Origin of the sequence: Duganella sp. HH101 (assembly GCF_001758795.1) — a bacterium.
Taxonomy (GTDB): Bacteria; Pseudomonadota; Gammaproteobacteria; order Burkholderiales; family Burkholderiaceae_D; genus Rugamonas; species Rugamonas rivuli.
In genome coordinates, this window is the sequence record NZ_LRON01000005.1 from 339,405 (window position 1) to 363,133 (window position 23,729).

The window sequence follows — 23,729 nt, forward strand, 5'->3', positions numbered from 1 at the left end:
ATCCGGCCATGAGCAAATTATCCCTAGACCGCATCCTGCAATCGCAGGGTTACGGCACCCGCAAGTATTGCCGCTCCCTCATCGAGGACGGCGAAGTCAGCATCGGCGGCGTGGTGCACGACAATTACAAGGCCAGCATCGAGACTGACGGCCTGGTACTGACCATTTTCGACGAGGAATGGGTGTACCGCGAACACCTGTACCTGGCGCTGCACAAGCCGGCCAATTTCGAATGCTCGCGCAAGCCCAGCCACCATCCGGGCGTGCTGACCTTGCTGCCCGAGCAGTTCAGCTGGCGCGAAGTCCAGCCGGTCGGCCGCCTCGACCATGACACTACCGGCATGCTGCTGATGTCGGACGACGGCCCCTTCATCCACGCGCAATCGTCGCCCAAGCGCCATGTGCCGAAGATTTACCAGGCCACGACCCAGGAGCCCGTCACCGACGAGCTGGTGGCGCAACTGCTGTCCGGCGTGCAGCTGCATGACGAGCCGGCGCCGCTGGCGGCGCAAACCTGCGTCAAGCGCGGCGAGCACCAGCTGGAGATCGTGCTGGAGCAGGGCAAGTATCACCAGGTCAAGCGCATGCTGGCCGCCGCCGGCAACCATTGCAGCGCCTTGCATCGTTCCGCCATCGGCACGCTGACGCTGGAATCGCTGGGCATCGCCGAGGGCGAGTGGTGCTATCTGACGCCCGAGCAACTGGCGATGTTGGCGCCCGCAGCATGAAGCTGGCGACGCTGAAAGACGGCACCCGCGACGGCCAGCTGATGGTGGTGTCGCGCGACCTGAAGACCGCGCAACTGGCCGACGGCGTGGCGCGCACGCTGCAACGCGCGCTGGACGACTGGACTTTTATCGCGCCGCAGCTGGAGGCGATCTACCAGGACTTGAACCAGGGCCGCGCCCGCCGCAGCTTCGAGTTCGAGCCGCAGAACTGCATGGCGCCGCTGCCGCGCGCCTTCCAGTGGGCCGACGGCTCGGCCTACGTCAATCACGTCGAGCTGGTGCGCAAGGCGCGCGGCGCCGAGTTGCCGCCGTCGTTCTGGGAAGATCCGCTGATGTACCAGGGCGGCAGCGACGATTTCCTCGGCCCGACCGACGATATCGCGCTGTTCCACGAGGAGTGGGGCATCGATTTCGAGGCCGAGGTGGCGGTCATCACCGACGACGTTCCCATGGGCGTCACGGCGGACCAGGCGCACCAGCGCATCCGTCTGCTGATGCTGGTCAACGATGTGTCGCTGCGCAACCTGATCCCGGAGGAGCTGGCCAAGGGCTTCGGCTTCGTCCAGTCCAAGCCGGCCACCAGCTTCTCGCCGGTGGCGGTCACGCCGGACGAGCTGGACGACGCCTGGAAGGGCGGCAAGGTCCATCTGCCGCTGCTGTCGACCTGGAACGGCAAACTGGTCGGCAAGCCGCAGGCCGGCGTCGACATGGTGTTCAACTTCCCGCAATTGATCGCCCACCTGGCCAAGTCGCGCAATGTGCGGGCCGGGTCCATCATCGGCTCGGGCACGGTGTCCAACAAGGACGCCCGGCGCGGCTACTCCTGCATCGCCGAACAGCGTTGCCTGGAGATGATAGCCGGCGGCGAGCCGGTCACGCCGTTCATGGCCTTCGGCGACACCATCCGCATCGAAATGCTGAATGGCGACGGCAAATCCGTGTTTGGCGCCATCGAGCAGACCGTCAAACAGGCCATGGGTAAAAAATAGCCGCAAGTGCTGGTAATTGCCGCACGGAATCTACGAGCAGGCCCGGAAATACCGCCGTATTCCGCCGATGGCCTGTGCTTGCCGCAGCCGATAATGGCACGGTCGAGATAAACCCCGCAGCAGGCAGACCCCATGGCAGAAGACAGCGACGCAGAAAAGACCGAACCCGCGTCACCGAAGCGCCTCGAGCAGGCGCGTGAGGAAGGCGACGTTCCCCGCTCGCGGGAAGTGGCGACGTTTACCGTGCTGATGGCGGCCGGCGCCGGCCTGTGGATGACCGGCGACGGGCTGATACGGCAACTCCATTCCGCCCTGGTGTCCGGCTTGACGCTGAACCAGGAGCAAATCTTTGATGCCGACATCCTGATCAACCGCATCCTGGTCGACGTGGTGCGGGTGATGCTCGCCTGCCTGCCGCTGGGCGTTGCGGTGATGGTGGTCGCGCTGGCCTCGCCGCTGCTGGTGGGCGGCTGGCTGTTCAGCGGCAAGGCGATCGCCCCCAACTTCAACAAACTCAATCCCGCCAATGGCCTCGGCAATATGTTTTCGTCCAACTCGCTGGTCGAGCTGTTCAAGGCGGTGGCCAAGGCGCTGGTGGTCGGCCTGGTGGCCTGGCTGGTGGTCATGAAGCAGAAGGATGCCGTGATCGGTCTGGCGGTCGAGCCGCTCAAGCTGGGCGTGGCGCACACGCTCAACATGCTGGGCAGCAGCTTCCTGTTCATCGTCGGCGCGCTCGGTTTCATCGCCGCCATCGACGGCCCCTACCAGATGTGGCACTACGCGAACAAGCTGAAGATGACCCGCCAGGAGCTGATCCAGGAATCCAAGGAATCGGACGGCAATCCGCAGATCAAGGCCAAGATCCGCCAGCTGCAACGCGAGATGGCCAAGCGCCGCATGATGGCCGACGTGCCGACCGCCGATGTGGTCGTCACCAACCCGACCCACTACGCGGTGGCGCTGAAGTACAGCGACGGCATGCGCGGCGCGCCGAAGGTGGTGGCCAAGGGCACCGACGAAGTGGCGGCCAGGATCCGCGAGATCGCCCGCGAGAACAAGGTGGCGCTGCTGGAAGCGCCCGCGCTGGCGCGCGCGCTGCACAAGCACACCGAGATTGGCGACGAGATTCCGGAGGCGCTGTACTCGGCCGTGGCCGAAGTGCTGGCCTATGTGTTCCAGCTGCGCTTGTTCAGCAAGGGCAATGGCAACCGTCCCGATGTGCCGAAGACGCTCGATGTGCCGCCTGAGCTCGATCCGCTCAACCCCGCATCGCAAAAGAAGAAACCTGACTTGAACAACGGAGCACCCGCATGAACGCCTTGAGCAACCTGAAACTGCCGCCATGGCTGCAAGGTATCGCCAACAGCCGCAACAAGAGCAGCCTGGCCGCGCCTATCCTGATCATCATGCTGCTGGCGATGATGGTGCTGCCGCTGCCGGCCTTTGTGCTCGACATCTTCTTCAGCTTCAATATCGCGCTGGCGGTGATCGTGCTGCTGACCAGCCTGTACACGGTCAAGCCGCTGGACTTCATGGCCTTCCCGACCATCCTGCTGGTGTCGACCATGCTGCGCCTGTCGCTGAACGTGGCGTCGACCCGCGTGGTGCTGACCGAGGGCCACACCGGCGCCGACGCGGCCGGCAAGGTGATCGAAGCGTTCGGCCACTTCCTGATCGGCGGTAACTACACGGTCGGTATCGTGGTGTTCATTATTTTGACGATCATTAACTTCACCGTGGTGACCAAGGGTGCGGGCCGTATCGCCGAGGTGGGCGCGCGTTTCGCCCTGGATGCGATGCCGGGCAAGCAGATGGCGATCGACGCCGACCTCAACGCCGGCCTGATCGGCGAGGCCGAGGCCCGCAAGCGCCGCAGCGAAGTGGCGCAGGAAGCGGAATTCTACGGCGCCATGGACGGCGCCAGCAAATACGTGCGCGGCGATGCCGTGGCCGGCATTCTGGTGACGGTGATCAACGTGGTCGGCGGCCTGCTGGTCGGCCTGCTGCAGCACGACCTGACCTTCGCCGACGCGCTCAAGAACTACACGCTGCTGGCCATCGGTGACGGCCTGGTGGCGCAGATCCCGTCGCTGGTGATTTCCACCGCGGCCGGTATCGTGGTGTCGCGCGTGGCCAGCGAACAGGACATCGGCACCCAGGTGGTGGGGCAGTTGTTCGCCAAGCCGCAGGTGCTGTACATCACCGCCGCCATCATCGGCGGCATGGGCCTGATCCCCGGCATGCCGAACCTGGTGTTCCTGCTGCTGGCCGGCGTGCTGGCGGGCTCGGCTTACCTGATGACGCGCAAGGCCGAAGCCGGCAAGACCGCCGAAGTGGCGGCGGCGGAAGCGGCCGCCTCGCCGGCCGCCGCGCCGGAGCAGGAAGAGGCCAGCTGGCAGGACATCATGCCGGTCGATACGCTGGGCCTGGAAGTGGGCTACCGCCTGATTCCGCTGGTGGACAAGACCCAGGGCGGCGAGCTGCTCAAGCGTATCAAGGGCATCCGCAAGAAGTTCGCGCAGGAGGTCGGTTTCCTGGCGCCGCCGGTGCACATCCGCGACAACCTGGAATTGAAACCGTCGGCCTATCGCATCACGCTCAAGGGCGTGGAGGTGGGCACGGGCGAGGCCTTCAACGGCCAGTTCCTGGCGATCAATCCCGGCATGGCCAGCGGCACCTTGCCGGGCCTGGTGACGACCGATCCGGCCTTCGGCCTGCCGGCCACGTGGATCGACGCCAATCTGCGCGACCAGGCGCAGGGCATGGGCTACACGGTGGTCGACGCCGGCACGGTGGTGGCGACGCATTTGAACCACCTGATCACGACGCATGCGTCCGAGTTGCTGGGCCGCGCCGAGGTGCAGGCGCTGCTCGACCATCTGGGCAAGGATGCGCCCAAGCTGGTGGAAGACCTGGTGCCGAAGATGGTGTCGCTGTCGACCTTGCAGAAGGTGCTGCAGAACCTGCTGGTGGAAGGCGTGCACATCCGCGACATGCGTTCCATCATCGAGACGCTGGCCGAGCACGCCGTGCATACGCAGGATCCGAGCGACCTGACGGCGCTGGTGCGCATTTCGCTGGGCCGCGCCATCGTGCAGCAGCTGTTCCCCGGCGCCAGCGAGTTGTCGGTGATGACGCTGGACAATCGCCTGGAGCGCTTGCTGATGCAGGCGCTGGCGGCCAGCGGCCCGGACGGTGCGGGCATCGAGCCGGGGCTGGCGGACACCATCGCGCAGCAGGCGCAGCAGGCGGCGCAGCAGCAGGAGGCGCTGGGCCTGACGCCGGTGCTGCTGGTTCCTGGTCCGCTGCGGGCCTTGCTGTCGCGCTTCCTGCGCCGCGCCTTGCCGCAGCTGAAGGTGCTGTCGCATGCCGAGATCCCGGAGACCAAGACCATCCGCGTGACGGCGCTGGTGGGCCAGCAGCCGGCATAAGTTTGCGCGGATCGCGCATGCAGCCATGCGGGCGGCCTAGACTGTCCGCATGGATGACGACGACTTCGATACGCCGTGGAAGGAGGTGGTCATGTGCCACTTCCCGGAATTCATGGCTTTCTACTTCCCCCTTGCGCATGCCGCGATCGACTGGTCGCGGCCGCATGCTTTTCTCGATCAGGAGTTCGGCGCGCTGGCGCGCGATGCGGAACTGGGCAAGCGCGTGCTCGACAAACTGGTCAGCGTGTATTTGCATGACGGCCGTGAGCAATGGGTGCTGGTGCATCTGGAGGTGCAGGGCTGGCGTGATGCGCGGTTCGCTGAGCGCATGTTTGTCTACAATTATCGTGTCTACGATCGCTATCGGCGACCTGTCGCCAGCCTGGCGTTGCTGACGGACGATGGCAGGCGCTGGCGGCCTTCGTCGTTTGCTTATCGTCTGCTTGGTTGCAGGATGGGGATTGAGTTCCCGGTCGTTAAACTGCTGGACTATGCCGATCGCCTTGATGAACTACGGCAGCACGAGAATCCCTTTGCGCTGGTGACAATGGCGCATTTGCAGGCGCGGCAGACCAAAGGCAACGCCCATCGGCGCCGCATCGCCAAGTGGAAGCTCACCAAGCTACTGTATCAGCGTGATTGGGACAGGCAGCGTATCATCAACTTGTACCGGGTGATCGACTGGATCATGCGCTTGCCGACGGGGCTTGAGGTACGTTTACGATCTGGCATGTTGGAAATAGAAAGGAGGAGGGCCATGGTCTACTTGTCTTCTATTGAACGTATTGGAATGGAAATTGGCCGGAAAGAAGGCTTGAAATTAGGCCTTCAAGAGGGGCGGCAGGTAGGGCTGCAGGAGGGCCGGCAGGAGGGTAGGCAAGAGGGCCGGCAAGAGGGTAGGCAAGAGGGTAGGCAAGAGGGGTGGGCTGAAGGGCTTACCGCGTTGCTTGTTCAGCGCTTTGGCCCGCTGGATGCGCACGTATTGTCGCGCATCGCCGAAGCCGATGTGCCGCAGCTGTCCGCCTGGGCGCGGAACTTTGTCGACGCCACCTCGCTGGACGAGGTTTTTCGCAATCGCTAAGCCGCCTCGGCCGCAGTGGGAAATGCGGCCCATTTCTACCCCTGTTCGTCGGATCGTTTCCAGAGTGCATCGTCAATAATGGCACTGTCAGAGTCAAGGCGTCTCATCCGGAAGACGCGCTGCTCGACTTAGATTCCTGAGAGCCGGCCATGAACGTCAAAAAATTTACCGCACCGACATCCCGCGAGGCACTGCGCAAAGTGCGCGAATCGCTCGGCCCCGATGCCGTGATCCTGTCCAACCGCCAGGCCGATGGCGGCGTTGAAATCCTCGCGCTGGCCAACGACGATGCCGCTTCGCTGGCCATGCCTGCGCCGCATTCGCCGATGGCCGATCCGGCGCCGTCGCTCGACCTGACCTCCGCCGCGCCGCAAGCCCGCGCCGATCAGCGTCTGGAGCCACGCATGGAATCGCGCATGGAACCGCGTTTCGAAACCAACTACCCAACCCCGGCCCCGGCCGCTCTGCCTGCGCAACCGGTGCGCCGCGTGGTCGCTTCCGCCGCGTCGTTCGCCAGCGCCACCAAGGCCGCTGCCGCAGCGCCGGCGCCTGCCACGCTGGACGTCGACCAGATCGCCGCCATGGTCAGCGCCGCCGTCGCCAGCGCCAAGCAGAACGCCGCCGCCGAAATGCAGAACATGATGGGCGAAATCCGCGCCATGCGCGGCATGATGGAAACCCAGCTGGCCGAAATCTCCTGGGGCACGACGCAAGCGCGCGAGCCGCAGAAAGCCGCCGTGCTGCGCGAGATGCTGGCGGCCGGTTTCTCGGCCAGCCTGGCGCGCTACCTGATCGAAAAACTGCCGGCCAACCGCGACGCCGCCGACAGCATGCGCTGGATCAAGAACGTGCTGACCCGCAACCTGCAAACCATGGCCAACGAAGACGCGCTGATCGAGCAGGGCGGCGTGTTCGCGCTGGTCGGTCCGACCGGCGTCGGCAAGACCACCAGCACCGCCAAGCTGGCCGCGCGCTGCGTGATGCGCCACGGCCCGGACAAGCTGGCCCTGATCACCACCGACGCCTACCGTATCGGCGCCCACGAGCAGCTGCGCATCTACGGCAAGATCCTCGGCGTGATGGTGCACTCGGTCAAGGACGAGGCCGACCTGCGCATCGCCCTCAAAGAATTGAAGAACAAGCACACCGTGCTGATCGACACCGTCGGCGTCAGCCAGCGCGACCAGATGGTGACGGAACAGGTCTCGATGCTGCAAGGCGCGGGCTCGGACGTCAAGCGCCTGCTGTGCCTGAACGCCACGGCCACCCAGGAAACCCTGAACGAAGTGGTGCGCGCCTACCAGGGCAGCGGCCTGGCCGGCTGCATCATGACCAAGCTGGACGAGGCCGCCGCGATCGGCAATGTGCTCGACGTGGTGATCCGCCAGAAGCTCAACCTGTTCTACGTCTCGAACGGCCAGCGCGTGCCGGAAGACCTGCACCTGGCCGATCCGGCCTACCTGATCGACCGCGCTTTCAAGTTGAAACGCGATGTCGTCAACACCCAATACCTGGACGCCGAACTGCCTCTGCTGATGAGCAACGGCCAGAACGAGCAAGCAATGCGCGAGGTGCACCTTGGCTAATTTCGATTTCGACCAGGCGGAGGGACTGCGCCGCATGCTGGCGGGGCCGCAGCCCCGCATCGTCACCTTCCTGTCGGCCACGCCGCAGGACGACAAGGGCGCCATGCTGGTCAACCTGGGCGCCTCGCTGGCCCGCGCCGGCAATGACGTGCTGCTGGTCGACGCCTGCGCCAGCGCCCACGGCGTGGCTACGCGCCTCGGTGTGGACGGCGGCGCCAGCCTGCTCAACGTGGCGCGCCAGGAGTGCGCGCTGAACCAGGTGATCCACCAGGTGCCGCAAGGCTTTGCTGTGGCGTCGATGACACGCGGCCTGCCGCGCAGCGGCCCGGACGAGACCCGCCGCCTGGCCAAGGCCTTCGATGTGCTGGCCAAGCAGACCGGCATCGTCATCGTCGACGGCGAGTTCGACGGCGTGGCCTTCCCGGTGCCGGTCATGGCCAGCTCGGAAATCGTGGTGCAGGTGTCGAATAGCGCTACCTCGATCAAGGCCGCTTACAGTATGATCAAGCGCCTGAACCAGGAGCTGGGACGGCGCCCGTTCGGAATTCTCGTCACCGGGGCTTCCGAATCGGAAGCAAAGGTGGTATACGATAATATGGCACAGGCAGCAAGCCGATACCTGGCGGTGAACCTCGTTTCGATGGGATCGGTGCCGGCGGATGAGTACCTGCAACGCGCGGCACGCTTGGGGCGTGCGGTGGTCGATGCGTTTCCGCTGGCCGGGGCTTCGGTCGCGTTTCGTCAACTGGCGGGGCGCTTCGCGCTGGCCGGCTCGCCATCTTTCCGTTAAGGGAGCATCAATATTTTAGCGCTTAATCAATAATAAACAGGCTATGTACACGGTCAAAGGGAAAGCGGACAAGGATTCTTTGCTGACGGAGCATATGCCGTTGGTCAAGCGCTTGGCCCATCACATGAAGGCGAAACTGCCGCCCAGCGTCGAAGTCGACGATCTGGTGCAAGCCGGGATGATCGGCCTGCTCGACGCCATCAGCCGTTACGAGGAAACCCACGGCGCCCAGTTCGAAACCTATGCCGTGCTGCGCATCCGCGGCGCGATGCTGGACGAGCTGCGCAACAGCGACTGGCTGCCGCGCTCGATGCGCCAGAACATGCGCAAGATCGAAACCGCCATGAGCACCCTGCAGCAGCGTCTGGGCCATCCGCCGACCGAGTCGGAAGTGGCCAAGATGCTCAAGCTGTCGCTGGCCGACTATCAGGAAATGCTGTCCGAAGGCGGCGGCCACCAGCTGGTGTACTACGAGGATTTTCACGACGACGACGGCAACGACAGCTTCCTCGACCGCTATGCGGCCGACGACGACGCCGACCCGCTGCGCTCGCTGCTGGACGGCGACTTCCGCCAGGCCGTGATCGACGCCATCGACGCCTTGCCGCCGCGCGAGAAGATTCTGATGGGGCTGTACTACGAAGAGGAGCTCAACTTGAAAGAAATCGGCGCCGTGATGGGCGTATCGGAATCGCGCGTATCGCAGTTGCATACGCAGGCCGTGGCGCGTCTGCGCGCCTCACTTCGGGAGCGGTCTTGGACTGGGCCAGCGTAGCCGGGGTGCTGCTGGCGCTGGCCGGCATCGTCATCGGCCAGACGCTGGAAGGCGGCAAGCTGTCCTCGCTGCTGCAGCCGGCCGCGTTCGCGATCGTGGTGGTCGGCACCTTCGGCGCCGTCATGCTGCAGACCCGCTTCCGGACTTTTGTGCGCGGCCTGCGCATGCTGCGGCTGGTGTTCGCGCCGCCGGCCGACAGCCGCGCCGTGCTGGCGCGCGACATCAACGCCTGGAACCTGGCGGCGCGGCGCGACGGCCTGCTGTCGCTGGAGCGCTACATGCTGGCGTCCAAGGACAAGTTCAACACCAAGGGCCTGCGCCTGATCGTCGACGGCATCAACCCGGACAAGCTGCGCCAGATCCTCGACACCGAAATCACCGCCTTCGAAACCGAGGAGCGGCAGGCGGTGCGCATCTGGGAATCGGCGGCCGGCTATTCGCCCACCATCGGCATCCTGGGCGCGGTGCTGGGCCTGATCCACGTGATGGAAAACCTCACCGACCCGAGCAAGCTCGGCTCCGGCATCGCCGTGGCCTTCGTCTCGACCATCTACGGCGTCGGCCTGGCCAACCTGTTCTTCTACCCGATCGCCAACAAGCTCAAGGCCATCGTCACCCAGGCCGTGCACCAGCAGGAAATCGCCGCCGCCGTGTTCTACGACATCGCCACCGGCGACCACACGCGCGTCATCGACGAGCGCATCGCCACGCTGATGCGGGAGCACTGACGTGCAGAACCGGCGCGCGCGCAGGAAGTTCGACGACGAAGCGGAGAACCACGAGCGCTGGTTGATCTCCTACGCCGACTTCATCACGCTGCTGTTCGCCTTCTTCGTCGTCATGTACGCGATTTCGGTGGTCAATATCGGCCAGTACAAGGTGCTGTCGGTGGCGCTGGGCGACGCCTTCGGCGGCGCCGGCTCGGCCAAGCCCATCAATACCGAAGTGCCCAATCTGCCGATCCCCAATCCCAACCTGAAGCGCCATGCCGAACTGCTGCGCAAGGAAAAGACCCAGATGACCAAGCTGGCGCAGGACTTGTTGTCCACGCTGGCGCCGCTGGTCAAGGAGGGCAAGGTGCGGGTGACGCAGAACAGCCGCGGCGTCAGCGTCGAGATCAATGCCTCGGTGCTGTTCGATCCGGGCGAGGCGCGCCTGACCAATGAATCGACCGAGGCGCTGCGCGCCGTCGCCAGCCTGCTGAAAAGCGACGACCACAAGGTGCAGGTCGAGGGCCATACCGACAACCAGCCGATCCGCAATACGCTGTTCCCGTCCAACTGGGAATTGTCGGCGGTGCGCGCCAGCAGCGTGGTGCGGCTGTTCATCGACGCCGGCGTGGCGCCGGAGCGGCTGACGGCGGTCGGCTATAGCGCCAACGTACCGGTGGCGTCGAACGACACGCAACTCGGCCGCGCGCGCAACCGCCGCGTGGCGGTGACGATCTTGTCCGGCATTCCGGACGCGGTGACGGAGTTGCCGACGACGCCGCAGCAGCAGTAGGCGGTCGGCGGAATTGAATCAGCCGGCCAAAAAGCCGCGGCTGCGGGGCAGGGAAGTGGACAGGCCGCCAGGGCCGTAGAAGTTGTTCGCAGCCGCCGTTTGCGGCCGCAGCGCTTGCAGCGCGCCCTGCGTGTGGTTCATCTGCTTGTTGATCAGCATGCCGTTGAGGCGGTTCAGTTCCTTGGCCGCGCGCGCGTGCTGCTGCAGCGCTTGCCACAAGGCGGTCGCTTCGGCGGCGTCGGCGCCGCAGGCGGCAGCCCAGGCATCCATGCCGGCTTCCTCGGCCGGGTAGCCGGCCTTGCCCAGGGCGCGGTGGCGCTGGGCCGACAACAGGGTCATCTGCGTGACCAGTGCCGATTTCTTCGTGGTGAGGGCCGTCAGGCCATCGATTTCCGCCGCCACCAGGTATTGCTGCTCCTGCTTCAGGACGCCCAGCAGGGTCGTCATGATCTGTTCTTCTTCGCGCAGGCTGTTCAGCGGGGTAGCGGTTGACATGGTAGACCTATCGTTTGCGAGAGTGCAGCAGATCCTTGACTGTATCGAGCAAGCCATCCGCCACTTTTTCCGAGTTGACCTGGAACTGGCCGTCGGCTATCGCCAGCTTGATGCGTTCGACTTTTTTGGTGTCGAACACCGCGCTGTTGCCGCCGGCCGCACTGGCCGCCAATGCCTGGCCTTGCGGCGACAGGCGCACATTGTCGGACGTTGCAGGCGTCGCCGGGGCTGCCGCCTTGTCTGCGCCGCGCGCAGTCGAGGTGGAAGCCGGGGACGACGACGGCAAGCCGGTCGTGCTCTTCAATGTATCGTTAATTTTCACAGCTCTATCCTTCTCTGGTAGGAGTACGAAACTCCGGGATCTGAGTATGTAACGGCGGCTGCGCCCAAAACTTTAGCGTTGCCGTGCCTCAAGTCCCCTGGCGTTCGATCAAAACGCCACCTCCACCAGCCCGCCAGCCTTGGCGATTCCCGTGATTTGTTGCCCACCGGAAGTTTTTACCTGGACTACCTGGCCGTCGCCGGCCGTGCTCATGGCGCGCGCCTCGGCCGACACGCTGAAGCCGTTGCCGCTGGACACCAGGCGCACCAGTTGTCCGGATTGCACCACCGGCTTGCTGCGCAGCGTATCGAGACGCAGCGGAGTGCCCGGTGGCAATGAAATATTGGCGCTGCGGCCGATCACCTGGCCCATGTCGGTGGCTATGCCTGCCGGCAACATTGTCAGATCGCCCTTCAGCGTCACCAGCTGGCCGGCCTCGATGGCCTGGCCCTGGGCCAGCGGCGCCGCGCTGGCGATGTAGTCGCCGACCACCGTCACCGTGGCTTGAATATATACCGTCCAGGCCGTTGGTGTCGCACAGCGCACGCCGACCGTGGTCTTGCCCCAGGCGCGCGCGCCGGGCATGAAGAAGGCTTGCGGCTCGGCGCAGGCGGCCAGGTTCATGCGCGGATCGACCGCGCCGACCGTCACCGTCACCTGGCCCGGCAGGCCGCCGCTCTGTACTTGCAGGAACTGTTCGACGCTGCGCTTGAGCGCGGCCGGGTCCTGGTAGGCCTGGCGCGGCGCGGCGGCTTGCTGGGCGTGGGCCGCCGGCAGCAGTGCCAGCAGGGCGGCGGTAGTGAGCAATCGTTTCATGGCGTGAGTTTCCCCTTCAATATTGCCATCATAGTCTGGCGGTCTGAACTTGAAGCCTTGAATAGGACCGAAAAGCAGGTGCTTATCGCTCGATGGTGACGACCGGCAACTCCGTATCATCGATCCTGTCATAACAAGTTCGTCCATTGGGAGCTGCCATGGTTGGGAAACTCGACGATTACCTGCGCTTTAACGAAGCCGCGCTGGGCTTGCGCTCACAGCGCCAGAGCGTGCTCGCCTCGAATATTGCCAACGGCGACACCCCGAACTACAAGGCCCGCGACATCGACTTCAGCAGCGCGCTGCAGACGGCGCTGGACAAGGCCAGCCCGAGCGCGGCGGCCAGCCTGAAGACCACCGCCAGCAAGCATTACCCCAACCCTCCGCAAGACGGCGGCACCATGGCGGACGGTACGCCGCTGCTGTACCGCGGCGTGGTGCAGGGCGCGGTCGACGGCAACACGGTCGACATGGACGTCGAGCGCAACCAGTTCGCCGATAACGCCATCCGCTACGAGGCTGGCATCACCGCAATCAACGCCCAGATCAAAAGCATGATGGCGGCGATCCAGGGAGGTAACTAATCATGTCGCTGTTTAATATTTTCAATGTTTCCGGTTCGGCCATGAGCGCGCAGGCGCAGCGCCTGAACGTGGTGGCCTCCAACCTGGCCAATGCCGACAGCGCCACCAGCGCCAGTGGCGAAGCCTACCGCGCGCGCCAGGTGGTGTTCGAGGCGACCACGCCGGCGGCCGGCGGCGCCGCCACCGGCGTGCGCGTCAAGCAGGTGGTGGAAGACCAGTCGCCGATGAAACAGATGTACGACCCCAAGCATCCGATGGCCGATGACAAGGGTTATGTGACCATGCCCAACGTGAATGTGGTCGATGAGATGGTCAATATGCTGTCGGCCTCGCGGTCCTACCAGACCAACGTCGAGACCATGAACGCGGCCAAGACCCTGCTGCTCAAAACCCTGACCATCGGCCAGTAATCTTTAAGAGGCAATCATGACTATTAGCGGAGTGATCGACACGCCCAAGGCGGCCGCGCTCAACACCACCAGCGGCACCGGCAGCGCCACCAGCGCCAGCGGCACCAAGAACGCCAACGACATCGGCGCGGACCAGGACAAGTTCATGAAGCTGCTGGTGACGCAGCTGAAGAACCAGGATCCGCTGAACCCGATGGACAACGCGGCCATGACCAGCCAGCTGGCCCAGCTGTCGACGGTGACGGGCATCAACAAGGTCAACGCCACGCTGGAATCGCTGCGCACCGACCAGGCCAGCGCGCAATCGCTGACGGCCACCAATCTGATCGGCAAGGGCGTGCTGGTGGAGGGCAAGGGCATCGAGCTGTCGAGCAGCACCGACGCGGCCGGCAAGACCACCACCACCAGCGTGTTCGGCATCGACCTGGCCACGGCCGCCGACAGCGTGACCATCTCGATCCAGGACAAGACCGGCGCCACCGTGCGCACCATGAACATGAAGGCGACCGACATCGGCACCTATCCGATCACCTGGGACGGCACCACCGACGCCAAGACCGCCGCGCCGGCCGGCAGCTACACCTTCGCGGTCAAGGCGGTCAGCGGCGGCAAGACGCTGACCGACTCGACGCCGCTGCAACTGGCGGCCGTGGCCAGCGTGTCGACCGGCAGCGGCGGCGTCAAGCTCAACACCTCGCTCGGACAGTTCGCCATGTCCGAAGTCAAAGAAGTTTTGTAACGCACCTCATACCTAGCATAGGGGAATACCATGTTCCAACAAGGACTTAGCGGCCTGAACGCAGCATCCAAATCGCTGGACGTTATCGGCAACAATATCGCCAACGCCAGCACCGTTGGTTTCAAGGGCTCGCAGGCGCAGTTTGCGGACCTGTACGCCAACTCGCTGAACGGCGTGTCGGGCAACAACCCGGGCATCGGTGTGATGACGTCCAAGCTGGCCCAGCAATTCACGCAGGGCAATATCGAGACCAGCAACAACCCGCTGGACATTTCCATCAACGGCGGCGGCTTCTTCCGCGAAGTGGTCAACGGCGCGGTGCAGTACTCGCGCAACGGCCAGTTCCATGAAGACAATACCCACACCCTGGTCAACGCCCAGGGCGCTGTGCTGACCGGCTACCTGTCGAACGCGGCCGGCGTGATCCAGCTGGGCGCGCCGGTGCCGCTGACGCTGGACAAGTCCGACCTGACGCCGGTGCAAACCACCACCGCCAATTTCCAGCTGAACCTGAGCTCGGCCGAGAAGGTGCCGGCCACGATCCCGTTCGACGCCGGCGATCCGACCAGCTACAACAAGCAGACCGTGCTGAACGTGTTCGACAGCCTGGGCACTTCGCACATCATGACGACCTACTACGTCAAGACTGACGCCAATACCTGGGACGTGTACGCGGCGGCCGACAACAAGGAAATCATTTCGGGTAGCGTGGCTGCGGCGATCAACATCGACCCCAACGTGAAGACTGCCCGCACCGCATACAACGACGCAGTGCGCGCGACCCCGCCTGACCCTGCAGCCATCGCCGCAGCCGCTTTCACCTATGCGCAAGCGGCCCACGATTCGATGGCGGCAGCGGCTGTGGTGCCGCCGGCCGCTGCCTCGCCGGCGCAGCTGGCCGCGCTGGATGCCGCGTTCACCGCGCTCGATCCCACTGGCAGCAATTCGATCACCGGCATGACGCCCGATCAGATCAACGCCAAGCTGGCGGCCGCCATCACCGTGCCAGCCGTCAAGGCCGGTACGCTGCTGTTCACCAAGACCGGCGTGCTGGATCCCGAGGCCATGGCCCTGATGCAGCCGACGCCGCAAACGCTGCCGTTCAACATCAGTCTGCCGATCTTCCCGGACACCGGCTCCCAGCAGCCGATGGTGGTGGCCACCACGTTCGACAAGACCACCCAGTACGGCAGCGTCACCAACGACCTGGGCTCGGTGCAGAACGGTTACTCGGCCGGTTCCTGGCAGCGTTATGCGATCGACGCCAACGGCGTGATCCTGGGCCAGTACAGCAACGGCAAGGCGCGTCCGATGGGGCAGATCGCCATGGCCAACTTCGCCAGCGTCGACGGCCTGACCCCGCTGGGCAACAATGCCTGGGCGGAAAGCTCGGCCTCGGGCACGCCGCAGGTCGGCGTACCGAACGCCGGCTCGATGGGCTCGCTGCGCGCCAACTCGGTGGAGGTGTCCAACGTCGACCTGACGGCCGAACTGGTCAACATGATCACCGCGCAGCGCGTCTACCAGGCCAATGCGCAGACCATCAAGACCGAGGATTCGGTGCTGCAAACCCTCGTGAATCTGCGTTAATGCGCTGCGTTAATCGGAGATAGCCATGGACCGCCTGGTTTATACCGCGATGACAGGGGCGCGGCACGTGATGGAGCAGCAGGCCACCGTCGCCAACAACCTGTCCAACGCCACCACCACCGGCTTCCGCGCGCAGCTCGATACGTTTCGGGCGGTGCCGGTGGTGTCGGAGGGCTTGCAGACGCGCGCCTTCGTGGTCGATTCCACGGTGGGCGCCGACATGCGCGCCGGCCCGATCCAGACCACCGGCCGCGCGCTCGACATCGCGGTGCGCGACCAGGGCTGGATCGCGGTGCAGTCGGCCGACGGTTCGGAAGCCTACACCCGCAACGGCAGCCTGAAGATCAGCGAGAACGGCCTGCTGCAAACCACCAGCGGCCAGACGCTGGTGGGCGACGGCGGCCCGATCGCCATCCCGCCGGACACCACGGTGATGGTGGCCGGCGACGGCACGGTCAGCACCATCTCCACCGATTTCAAGCCCGGCCCGGCCAATGTGCTGGGGCGGATCAAGCTGGTCAATCCCGACCCCAAGGGGCTGGTGCGCGGCGACGACGGCCTGTTCCGTCAGCTCAGCGGCACGCCGGCCGAGAACGACCCGGCGGTGCGCGTGGTCGATGGCGCGCTGGAGGGCAGCAATGTCAATCCGGTCGATTCCATGGTCAACATGATCAGTCTGGCAAGGCAGTTCGAAATGCAAATGAGTTTGCTGAAGAACGCCGAGAATAACGCCGCAAAAGCCACCCAGATCCTCGCTTTGAGTTGATGACCCGTCCCGCATAATGATTGCATGGGATGAGTAGCTGTCGCTTTTGGCGGCTCCCATCCAAGCAACGGGAGAAGCATCATGATACGTTCACTGTGGATCGCCAAGACCGGCATGGAAGCGCAACAGACTGCGCTCGATGTCACGTCCAACAACCTGGCCAACGTCAGCACCAACGGCTTCAAGAAATCGCGCGCCGTGTTCGAGGACCTGCTGTACCAGAACATCCGGCAGCCGGGCGGCCAGTCGTCGCAGCAGACCAACCTGCCTTCGGGCATGCAGCTCGGCACCGGCGTGCGGCCGGTGGCGATCGAGCGCGTGCACACCCAGGGCAATCCCCAGTCGACCGGCAACGACAAGGACCTGATGGTCAACGGCAACGGTTTCTTCAATGTGCTGCTGCCCGACGGCACCACCGCCTACACCCGCGACGGCTCCTTCCAGCGCGACAACAACGGCCAGATGGTGACGTCCAGCGGCTTCGTGCTGCAGCCGGCCATCACCATCCCGATCACCGCGCAATCGATCACCGTCGGCCGCGACGGCACCGTCTCGGTCACGCTGCCGGGCCAGGTGGCGCCGCAGCAGATCGGCAGCATCCAGCTGTCGACCTTCATCAACCCGACCGGGCTGGAATCGAAGGGCGAGAACCTGTACGTGGAAACCGGCGCTTCCGGCAACCCGCAAACCAATACCCCGGGCACCAACGGCACCGGCGTCATCCTGCAAGGCTATGTGGAAACCTCGAACGTCAACGTGGTCGAGGAAATGGTCAATATGATCCAGACCCAGCGCGCCTATGAAATCAACTCGAAGGCCATCACGACCTCCGACCAGATGCTGGCCAAGCTGTCGCAGATGTAAGGAGTCGAACATGAAATACGCCATCACCATCGTTGTCGCCGCAGCCGGCCTGAGCGGCTGCATGAGCACGCCGACCTCCATCGTGCAAATGCCGATGTCGGCCCGGCCGCTGACCAGCGAGCGGCTGCAGGCGGCGCCGAGCAACGGCGCCATCTACCAGAACGCCGCCTTCCGTCCTATCTTCGAGGACCGCCGCGCGCGCCACGTGGGCGATGTGCTGACCCTGGTCATCACCGAGAAGACCTCGGCCGTCAAGGCCGGCGCCAGCTCGGGCAACAAGTCCGGCAGCGTCAGCGCCAGCATTCCCGGCCCGCTGCAATCGACCTTCGGCAATCCCCTGTCGGTCAGCAACTCCAGCAAGTTCGCCGACGGCGACAACCAGTCGGCCAGCAACACCTTCACCGGCACCATGGGCGTGACCGTGGTCGAGGTGCTGTCCAACGGCAACCTGATCGTCGCCGGCGAGAAGCAGGTGGCGATGAACAAGGGCGTGGAATTCATCCGCTTCTCCGGCATGATCAATCCCGACAATATCGCCACCGGCAACACCGTGCAGTCGACCGCCGTGGCCGACGCCAAGGTCGAGTACCGCACCAACAGCCAGATCGACCGCGCCGAGATGGCGTCGATGGCGTCGCGCTTCTTCCAAAGCCTGTTACCTTTCTGATGGCCATCATGGACAGCACTCACGACATCAAGCAAGGCACGCGCCGCGTCGCCGGCCTGTGCAAGCTGGCGGCCCTGGCGCTGCTGCTGGCGCTGGGCGCGCTGCTGGTGCAGCCGGCCCGCGCCGAGCGCCTCAAGGACCTGGCCAGCATCGCCGGCGTGCGGCAGAATCAGCTGATCGGCTACGGCCTGGTCGTCGGCCTCGACGGCAGCGGCGACCAGACCACGCAAACCCCGTTCACCGTGCAGAGCGTGGTGTCGATGCTGCAGCAGCTGGGCGTGAACCTGCCGCAGGGCACCTCGCTGCAGCTGAAGAACGTCGCCGCCGTGATGGTGACGGCCTCGCTGCCGCCGTTCGCGCAGCCGGGCCAGACGCTCGACATCACGGTCTCGTCGATGGGCAACGCCAAGAGCCTGCGCGGCGGCACGCTGCTGATGACGCCGCTCAAGGGCGCGGATGGCCAGGTCTACGGCATGGCCCAGGGCAATGTGCTGGTGGGCGGCGTCGGCGTCGCGGCCGGCGGCGCCGGCGGCAGTTCGCTGACCGTCAACCACCTCAGCGTGGGCAAGATTTCCGGCGGCGCCACCGTCGAGCGCGCCGTGGCGTCCAGCCTGGGCGAGGGCAACTTCATCAAACTGGAATTGAACACTGCCGACTTCGCCACCGCCAGCCGTGTGGTCGAAGTGATCAACGATAAATACGGCCCCGGCATCGCCTACGCGCTGGACAGCCGCGTGATCCGCGTGCAGTCGCCCAGCAGCAGCGACCAGCGCGTCAGCTTCATCGGCACCCTGCAGGACATGCAGGTCAATCCGGCCGAGCAGCCGGCCAAGGTCATCATGAACGCCCGCACCGGTTCGGTGGTGATGAACCGCGCCGTCACGCTCGACACCTGCGCCATCTCGCATGGCAACCTGTCGATCTCGGTGACGGCCGATCCGCAGATCAGCCAGCCCAATCCGCTGTCGGGCGGGCGCACCGTGGTCGCGCCGAACCAGCAGGTGGGCATCAAGGCCGACGGCGGCAAGGTGATGATGGTCAAGGGCGGCGCTTCGCTGGCCGAGGTGGTCAAGGCGCTCAACGCCATCGGCGCCACGCCGCAGGATTTGCTGGCCATTTTGCAGGCGATGAAGGCGGCCGGTTCGCTGCGCGCCGAGCTGGAAATCATTTAAGCGGGGCGCATCATGACCAGTCCAAACACCTCCAACGATCTCAGCAGCAAGTTCGCCCTCGACCTCAAGGACATGGGCAGCCTGCGCCAGTCGGCCAAGGCCGGCAGTCCCGAGGCGCTGAAGACGGCCGCCACGCAGTTCGAAGCCATGTTCGTCAACATGATGATGAAGAGCATGCGCGAGGCGACGCCGCAGGACGGCATGATGGACAGCCAGCAGAGCAAGATGTTCACCACCATGCTGGACCAGCAGACCAGCCAGAATATCGCCAAGAAGGGCATCGGCCTGTCGGACATGCTGATACGCCAGCTGTCCAAGACCGCCGACCAGCAGGCGCTGGCGATCGGCAACGAGGCCGGCGACCGCAGCAGCGGCGCCAACGGCGGCAGCTTCGGCGGCCTGGCCAGCCTGATGGACGCCAAGCTGCAGCGCGCCATCGCGGCGGCCGGCGGCGCCGGGGCGGCCGGCGCGGCCGGCTCGGTCGACGACAACAGCGCCGTGCCGGCCACCAGCGTCAACAAGGGCAGCCAGGCGCCGCACGTGCGCAGCTTCCAGGACAAGCTCGGCGCGCACGCCGAGGAAGCCAGCCGCGCCACCGGCATCCCGGCCAAGTTCATGCTGGGCCAGGCGGCGCTGGAGAGCGGCTGGGGCAAGCGCGAGATCAAGGGCCGCGACGGCAGCAACAGCCACAACCTGTTCGGCATCAAGGCCGGCGGCGACTGGAAGGGCAAGGTGGTCGAGGCCACCACCACCGAATACGTCAACGGCAAGGCGCAGACCCGCGTCGAGCGCTTCCGCGCCTACGACAGCTACAGCGACAGCTTCAAGGATTACGCCAAGCTGTTGGCGAGCAATCCGCGCTACGAAAAAGTGCTGGCCAGCGCGGGCGACGCCAGCAGCTTCGCCCAGGGCTTGCAGAAGGCCGGCTACGCCACCGACCCGAATTACGCGAACAAACTCACCAGCATCATCAAGCGCTCGCTGGCCGGTTGAGCGGGCGCGGGTTCAAGTTTGCCGGCGGTTTGCCGTTACCACCTTACGAATAGAGTACAAACATCATGTCCAGTCTTCTCAGCATCGGCAAAAGCGGTTTGTTGGCGGCCCAGGTGGGTCTGTCGACCACCGGCAACAACATCACCAACGCTGGCGTGGCTGGCTACAGCCGCCAGGCGGCGATCCAGTCGGACACCGCGACCCAGGACCAGGGCTTCGGCTTCGTCGGCAGCGGCACCGAGGTCAGCGCCGTGCGCCGCTACTACGACAACTTCCTCGCGGTTCAGCTGCGCAACGCCGAGTCCAGCCAGGCGTCGCTCGACGCCTACACCAAGCAGATCAGCCAGATCGACAACCTGCTGGCCGATCCCAAGGCCGGCCTGTCGCCGGCGCTGCAGGATTTCTTCAACGGCGTGCAGGACGCCACTTCGAACCCGGCTTCGGCGGCGTCGCGCCAGGCCATGCTGTCGACCGCCAACTCGCTGGCGTCGCGCTTCCAGGGGCTGAGCGCGCGGATGACCGAGATCGCCTCCGGCGTCAACGGCCAGATCGGCTCCACCGTCAACGAGATCAATTCCTACGCCAAGGAACTGGCGGCGCTGAACAACACCATCGCCGGCCTGGCCACCGACGGCAAGGCGCCCAATGATTTGCTGGACCACCGCGACCAGCTGCTGACCGAGCTGAACAAGCTGGTCAAGACCACCGTGATCCCGGGCGACAACAACAGTTTGACGGTCGAATTCGGCACGGGGCAGCCGCTGGTGGTGGGCAACACCGCCTTCCAGCTGGCCACGTCCACCTCGCCCACCGACGCCAGCCGCGTCACGGTCGGCTACCAGAGCCCGAGCGGCAGCTTCAGCGCCTTGCCGGACAGCGTGCTGACCGGCGGCCAGATCGGCGGCCTGCTGGAGTTCCGCAACGGCGCCATGGACCGCGCGCAGAACTCGCTGGGCCAGGTGGCGGCCGGGCTGGCCGTCAGCTTCAACGCCCAGCACGTGCTGGGCCAGGACCAGAACGGCGCGCTCGGCACGGCCTTCTTCAATCCGATCAACGCCTATGTCGGCGTCAACAGCCGCAATTCGGCGGCCAGCACGGCCGACGTCACCGCCGTCGTCACCGACGCCGGCAAGCTGACCGCCAGCGACTACAGCGTCGACTACGACGGCACCAATTTCAACGTCACCCGCCTCAGCGACGGCCAGGTCACGCAGATCAATCCCTTCCCGCAGACGGTGCCGCAGACCATCGACGGCGTCGACTACACGATCACCGGCACGCCGGCCACCAAGGACAACTTCCTGGTGCGGCCGACCTACAACGCGGCCCACGACTTCAGCGTCGCCATCACCGACCGCACCAAGATCGCGCTGGCGGCGCCGATCGCCACCGCGGCGCCGAACGCCAACGCCGGCAACGCCAAGATCAGCGCCGGCACCGTCGACAAGAATTACCTGACCCCGGGCAACGCGCTGGCGGCGCCGGTCACGCTGACCTACGACAAGGCCAGCGGCTCGCTGTCGGGCTTCCCGCCGGCCCAGGATGTGACGGTGACGGTCAACGGCGTGGCCACCGTGTATCCGGCCGGCACGCCGACGGTGCCTTACACGGACGGCGCGGCGATCAGCTTCGGCGGCATCAACTTCGCCATCAGCGGCACGCCGGCCGACCTCGACACCTTCACCATCGGCCCCAATGTCAGCGGCGTCGGCGACAGCCGCAACGGCGCCTTGCTGGCCGGCCTGCAAACCAAGAACATCCTGGACAACGGCAACGCCACCTACCAGACCACCTACGCGCAGATGGTCAACTTTGTCGGCAACAAGGCGCGCGAGGCGCAAATCACCGGCTCCGCCGCCGACGCCGCCGTGGACCAGGCCACCAAGCAGAAGGAAAGCGTGTCCGGTGTGAACCTGGATGAGGAAGCGGCAAATCTGTTACGCTACCAGCAGGCCTACCAGGCCAGCGGTAAAGTCATGCAGGTGGCCAGCACGCTGTTCGATGTTTTGCTCAATATTAGGTAATTATCATGACCATGCGCATCAGTTCCAAGACGATCTACGACGTCGGCGTAGGGCAGATCAGCACGCTGCAGAGCGCGCTCGCCCGTACCCAGTCGCAGTTGTCGACCGGCCGCAAGAACCTGACCGCCGCCGACGATCCCATCGCCACCGCGCGCGCGCTGGAAGTGACGCAGTCGCAATCGATCAACACCCAGCTGGTCACCAACCGCGCCAATGCCAAGGGCACGCTGTCGCTGGAGACGGTGGCGCTGGCCAGCTCGACCGCCATCCTGCAGGACATCAAGACGCTGACCGTCAACGCCGGCAACGGCGGCTTCACGCAGAAGGACCGCGAGTCGCTGGCGACCGAGCTGGAAGGCCGGCTGGCCGACCTGCTGGGCCAGGCCAACACGGCCGACGGCGCCGGCGGCTACGTGTTCTCCGGCTACAAGTCGACCACCTTGCCCTTCACCCAGACCGCCAACGGCGCCGCCTACCAGGGCGACCAGGGCCAGCGCGAGCTGCAGGTGGGCTCGACCCGCAAGCTGCCGATCAGCGATTCCGGCGCGTCCGTGTTTGAAAACAATGCGACCGGCAACGGCACCTTCGTCACCGGCGCCGACCCCGCCAACTATGCGCGCGGCGGCAGCGGCATCATCAGCCCCGGCTCGGTCAAGGATGCGACCCAGCTGACCGGCCACAAGTACCAGATCGATTTCCAGGTGGTGCCGGCCACGCCGGGCACGCCCAAGGCGACGACCTACACCGTCACCGACCTGACCTTGAACCAGCCGGTGCCGCCGGCGCCGGTGCCGGCCGTGCCGCAGCCGTATGTGAGCGGGCAGAACATCACCTTCGACGGCGTGCAGTTCGACGTCAAGGGCGACCCGGCCGACCTGGACAATTTCACCGTGCAGCCCAGCACCAAGCAATCGGTCTTCACCACCGTGAGCGACCTGATCGCCGCCTTGCGCGCGCCCGGCGACGGCGCGGCGGGGCAGGCCAGCCTGAACAACAAGCTGAACCAGGCGCAGATGAATATCGACAGCGCCACCGACAATCTGCTGTCGATCCAGTCGGAAGTGGGGTCGCGCCTGAAGGAGCTCGATTACCTGGACAGTTCCGGCGACGACCTGAACCTCCAGTACGCGACCACCTTGTCGGACTTGCAGGAGGTCGACACGGTGAAGGCGATATCGCTGTTCACGCAGCAGCAGACCACGCTGGACGCGGCGCAGAAATCGTTCAAGAGCCTGGCCGGGCTGTCGCTGTTCAACTACATCACCTGAGCACCGCGGCGCCGCGCCGCCTACGCAAAAAAAAAGCCCCTGAGCGCATCGCGCCAGGGGCTTTTTAACGTGGGGTCAAGTCTGACATCTGGACACGGCCTCAAGCGTAGCGGCTGGCTAGCGTTGAGCTCGTGTC

24 protein-coding genes are annotated in these 23,729 nt (G+C 65.1%); 21 read left to right on the forward strand and 3 right to left on the reverse strand.

The genetic code is table 11. From position 1 onward, the window contains the following. Positions 1–8: 8 nt before the first annotated feature. The 10 genes from DUGA2_RS11065 (at position 9) to motD (ending at position 10,883) form a co-directional block, all read left to right on the forward strand. The gene (locus DUGA2_RS11065; protein ID WP_070269330.1) at positions 9–728 is read left to right on the forward strand and encodes a pseudouridine synthase; all 720 of its coding nucleotides are present in this window, start codon (positions 9–11) and stop codon (positions 726–728) included. Next, positions 725–1,717 carry a fumarylacetoacetate hydrolase family protein gene (locus tag DUGA2_RS11070; protein WP_070269331.1) on the forward strand — a complete coding sequence of 331 codons (993 nt, stop codon included), beginning with the start codon at positions 725–727 and terminating at the stop codon, positions 1,715–1,717. The genes DUGA2_RS11065 and DUGA2_RS11070 overlap by 4 nt, the downstream gene beginning before the upstream one ends. Before the next feature lie 132 nt (positions 1,718–1,849). Further along, positions 1,850–3,031, forward strand: a complete 1,182-nt coding sequence (gene flhB / locus DUGA2_RS11075) for a flagellar biosynthesis protein FlhB (RefSeq protein ID WP_070269332.1) — start codon at positions 1,850–1,852, stop codon at positions 3,029–3,031. Beyond that, positions 3,028–5,148: a flagellar biosynthesis protein FlhA gene (gene flhA / locus DUGA2_RS11080; RefSeq protein ID WP_070269333.1), complete on the forward strand. Its 2,121-nt coding sequence runs from the start codon at positions 3,028–3,030 to the stop codon at positions 5,146–5,148. The genes flhB and flhA overlap by 4 nt, the downstream gene beginning before the upstream one ends. A 49-nt stretch (positions 5,149–5,197) precedes the next feature. Beyond that, positions 5,198–6,229: a transposase gene (locus tag DUGA2_RS11085; protein WP_070269334.1), complete on the forward strand. Its 1,032-nt coding sequence runs from the start codon at positions 5,198–5,200 to the stop codon at positions 6,227–6,229. A 149-nt stretch (positions 6,230–6,378) separates the two neighbouring features. Further along, positions 6,379–7,815: a flagellar biosynthesis protein FlhF gene (gene flhF / locus DUGA2_RS11090; protein WP_070269335.1), complete on the forward strand. Its 1,437-nt coding sequence runs from the start codon at positions 6,379–6,381 to the stop codon at positions 7,813–7,815. Continuing rightward, a complete protein-coding gene (locus tag DUGA2_RS11095; protein ID WP_070269336.1) occupies positions 7,808–8,605 on the forward strand; it encodes an antiactivator of flagellar biosynthesis FleN protein in 798 nt (265 codons plus the stop codon). Before flhF ends, DUGA2_RS11095 begins: the two co-directional genes overlap by 8 nt. Positions 8,606–8,648: 43 nt before the next feature. Next, a complete protein-coding gene (locus DUGA2_RS11100; protein ID WP_008451383.1) occupies positions 8,649–9,380 on the forward strand; it encodes an RNA polymerase sigma factor FliA in 732 nt (243 codons plus the stop codon). Then, positions 9,362–10,108: a flagellar motor protein gene (locus tag DUGA2_RS11105; RefSeq protein WP_070269337.1), complete on the forward strand. Its 747-nt coding sequence runs from the start codon at positions 9,362–9,364 to the stop codon at positions 10,106–10,108. Before DUGA2_RS11100 ends, DUGA2_RS11105 begins: the two co-directional genes overlap by 19 nt. Before the next feature lies 1 nt (position 10,109). Continuing rightward, positions 10,110–10,883, forward strand: a complete 774-nt coding sequence (gene motD, locus DUGA2_RS11110) for a flagellar motor protein MotD (RefSeq protein ID WP_070269338.1) — start codon at positions 10,110–10,112, stop codon at positions 10,881–10,883. Between the two features lie 18 nt (positions 10,884–10,901). Here the strand turns inward: motD and DUGA2_RS11115 are convergent, their stop codons facing one another. The 3 genes from DUGA2_RS11115 to flgA form a co-directional block, all read right to left on the reverse strand. Beyond that, positions 10,902–11,378, reverse strand: a complete 477-nt coding sequence (locus DUGA2_RS11115) for a flagella synthesis protein FlgN (RefSeq protein WP_070269339.1) — start codon at positions 11,376–11,378, stop codon at positions 10,902–10,904. A 7-nt stretch (positions 11,379–11,385) separates the two neighbouring features. Next, complete coding sequence (gene flgM / locus DUGA2_RS11120) at positions 11,386–11,700, reverse strand: flagellar biosynthesis anti-sigma factor FlgM (RefSeq protein WP_008451379.1); 315 nt, start codon at positions 11,698–11,700, stop codon at positions 11,386–11,388. Positions 11,701–11,808: 108 nt separating this feature from the next. Then, entirely contained in the window at positions 11,809–12,516 is a 708-nt protein-coding gene (gene flgA / locus DUGA2_RS11125; protein ID WP_070269340.1) for a flagellar basal body P-ring formation chaperone FlgA, read from the reverse strand. Positions 12,517–12,674: 158 nt separating this feature from the next. Between flgA and flgB the strand changes: the two genes are divergently transcribed. The 11 genes from flgB to flgL all read left to right on the forward strand — a co-directional run bounded on the left by flgB (position 12,675) and on the right by flgL (position 23,593). Further along, a complete protein-coding gene (flgB, locus tag DUGA2_RS11130) occupies positions 12,675–13,100 on the forward strand; it encodes a flagellar basal body rod protein FlgB (RefSeq protein WP_070269341.1) in 426 nt (141 codons plus the stop codon). 2 nt (positions 13,101–13,102) lie between these two features. Further along, positions 13,103–13,510, forward strand: coding sequence for a flagellar basal body rod protein FlgC (flgC, locus tag DUGA2_RS11135; protein WP_008451372.1), 408 nt, complete (start codon positions 13,103–13,105; stop codon positions 13,508–13,510). Positions 13,511–13,526: 16 nt separating this feature from the next. Then, positions 13,527–14,249 carry a flagellar hook assembly protein FlgD gene (locus DUGA2_RS11140; protein ID WP_070269342.1) on the forward strand — a complete coding sequence of 241 codons (723 nt, stop codon included), beginning with the start codon at positions 13,527–13,529 and terminating at the stop codon, positions 14,247–14,249. Between the two features lie 30 nt (positions 14,250–14,279). Then, a complete protein-coding gene (locus tag DUGA2_RS11145; protein ID WP_070269343.1) occupies positions 14,280–15,839 on the forward strand; it encodes a flagellar hook protein FlgE in 1,560 nt (519 codons plus the stop codon). 25 nt (positions 15,840–15,864) lie between these two features. Further along, positions 15,865–16,605: a flagellar basal-body rod protein FlgF gene (gene flgF / locus DUGA2_RS11150; protein ID WP_008451367.1), complete on the forward strand. Its 741-nt coding sequence runs from the start codon at positions 15,865–15,867 to the stop codon at positions 16,603–16,605. A gap of 81 nt (positions 16,606–16,686) precedes the next feature. Next, a complete protein-coding gene (flgG, locus tag DUGA2_RS11155; protein WP_008451365.1) occupies positions 16,687–17,469 on the forward strand; it encodes a flagellar basal-body rod protein FlgG in 783 nt (260 codons plus the stop codon). Positions 17,470–17,479: 10 nt separating this feature from the next. After that, positions 17,480–18,136: a flagellar basal body L-ring protein FlgH gene (locus tag DUGA2_RS11160; protein WP_070269344.1), complete on the forward strand. Its 657-nt coding sequence runs from the start codon at positions 17,480–17,482 to the stop codon at positions 18,134–18,136. Positions 18,137–18,144: 8 nt separating this feature from the next. Beyond that, complete coding sequence (locus DUGA2_RS11165; protein ID WP_373994829.1) at positions 18,145–19,308, forward strand: flagellar basal body P-ring protein FlgI; 1,164 nt, start codon at positions 18,145–18,147, stop codon at positions 19,306–19,308. Between the two features lie 12 nt (positions 19,309–19,320). After that, positions 19,321–20,301, forward strand: coding sequence for a flagellar assembly peptidoglycan hydrolase FlgJ (gene flgJ, locus DUGA2_RS11170; RefSeq protein ID WP_070269346.1), 981 nt, complete (start codon positions 19,321–19,323; stop codon positions 20,299–20,301). Between the two features lie 65 nt (positions 20,302–20,366). Next, positions 20,367–22,325 carry a flagellar hook-associated protein FlgK gene (flgK, locus tag DUGA2_RS11175; protein ID WP_070269347.1) on the forward strand — a complete coding sequence of 653 codons (1,959 nt, stop codon included), beginning with the start codon at positions 20,367–20,369 and terminating at the stop codon, positions 22,323–22,325. Between the two features lie 5 nt (positions 22,326–22,330). Continuing rightward, a complete protein-coding gene (gene flgL, locus DUGA2_RS11180) occupies positions 22,331–23,593 on the forward strand; it encodes a flagellar hook-associated protein FlgL (protein WP_083296287.1) in 1,263 nt (420 codons plus the stop codon). Positions 23,594–23,729: the final 136 nt, after the last annotated feature.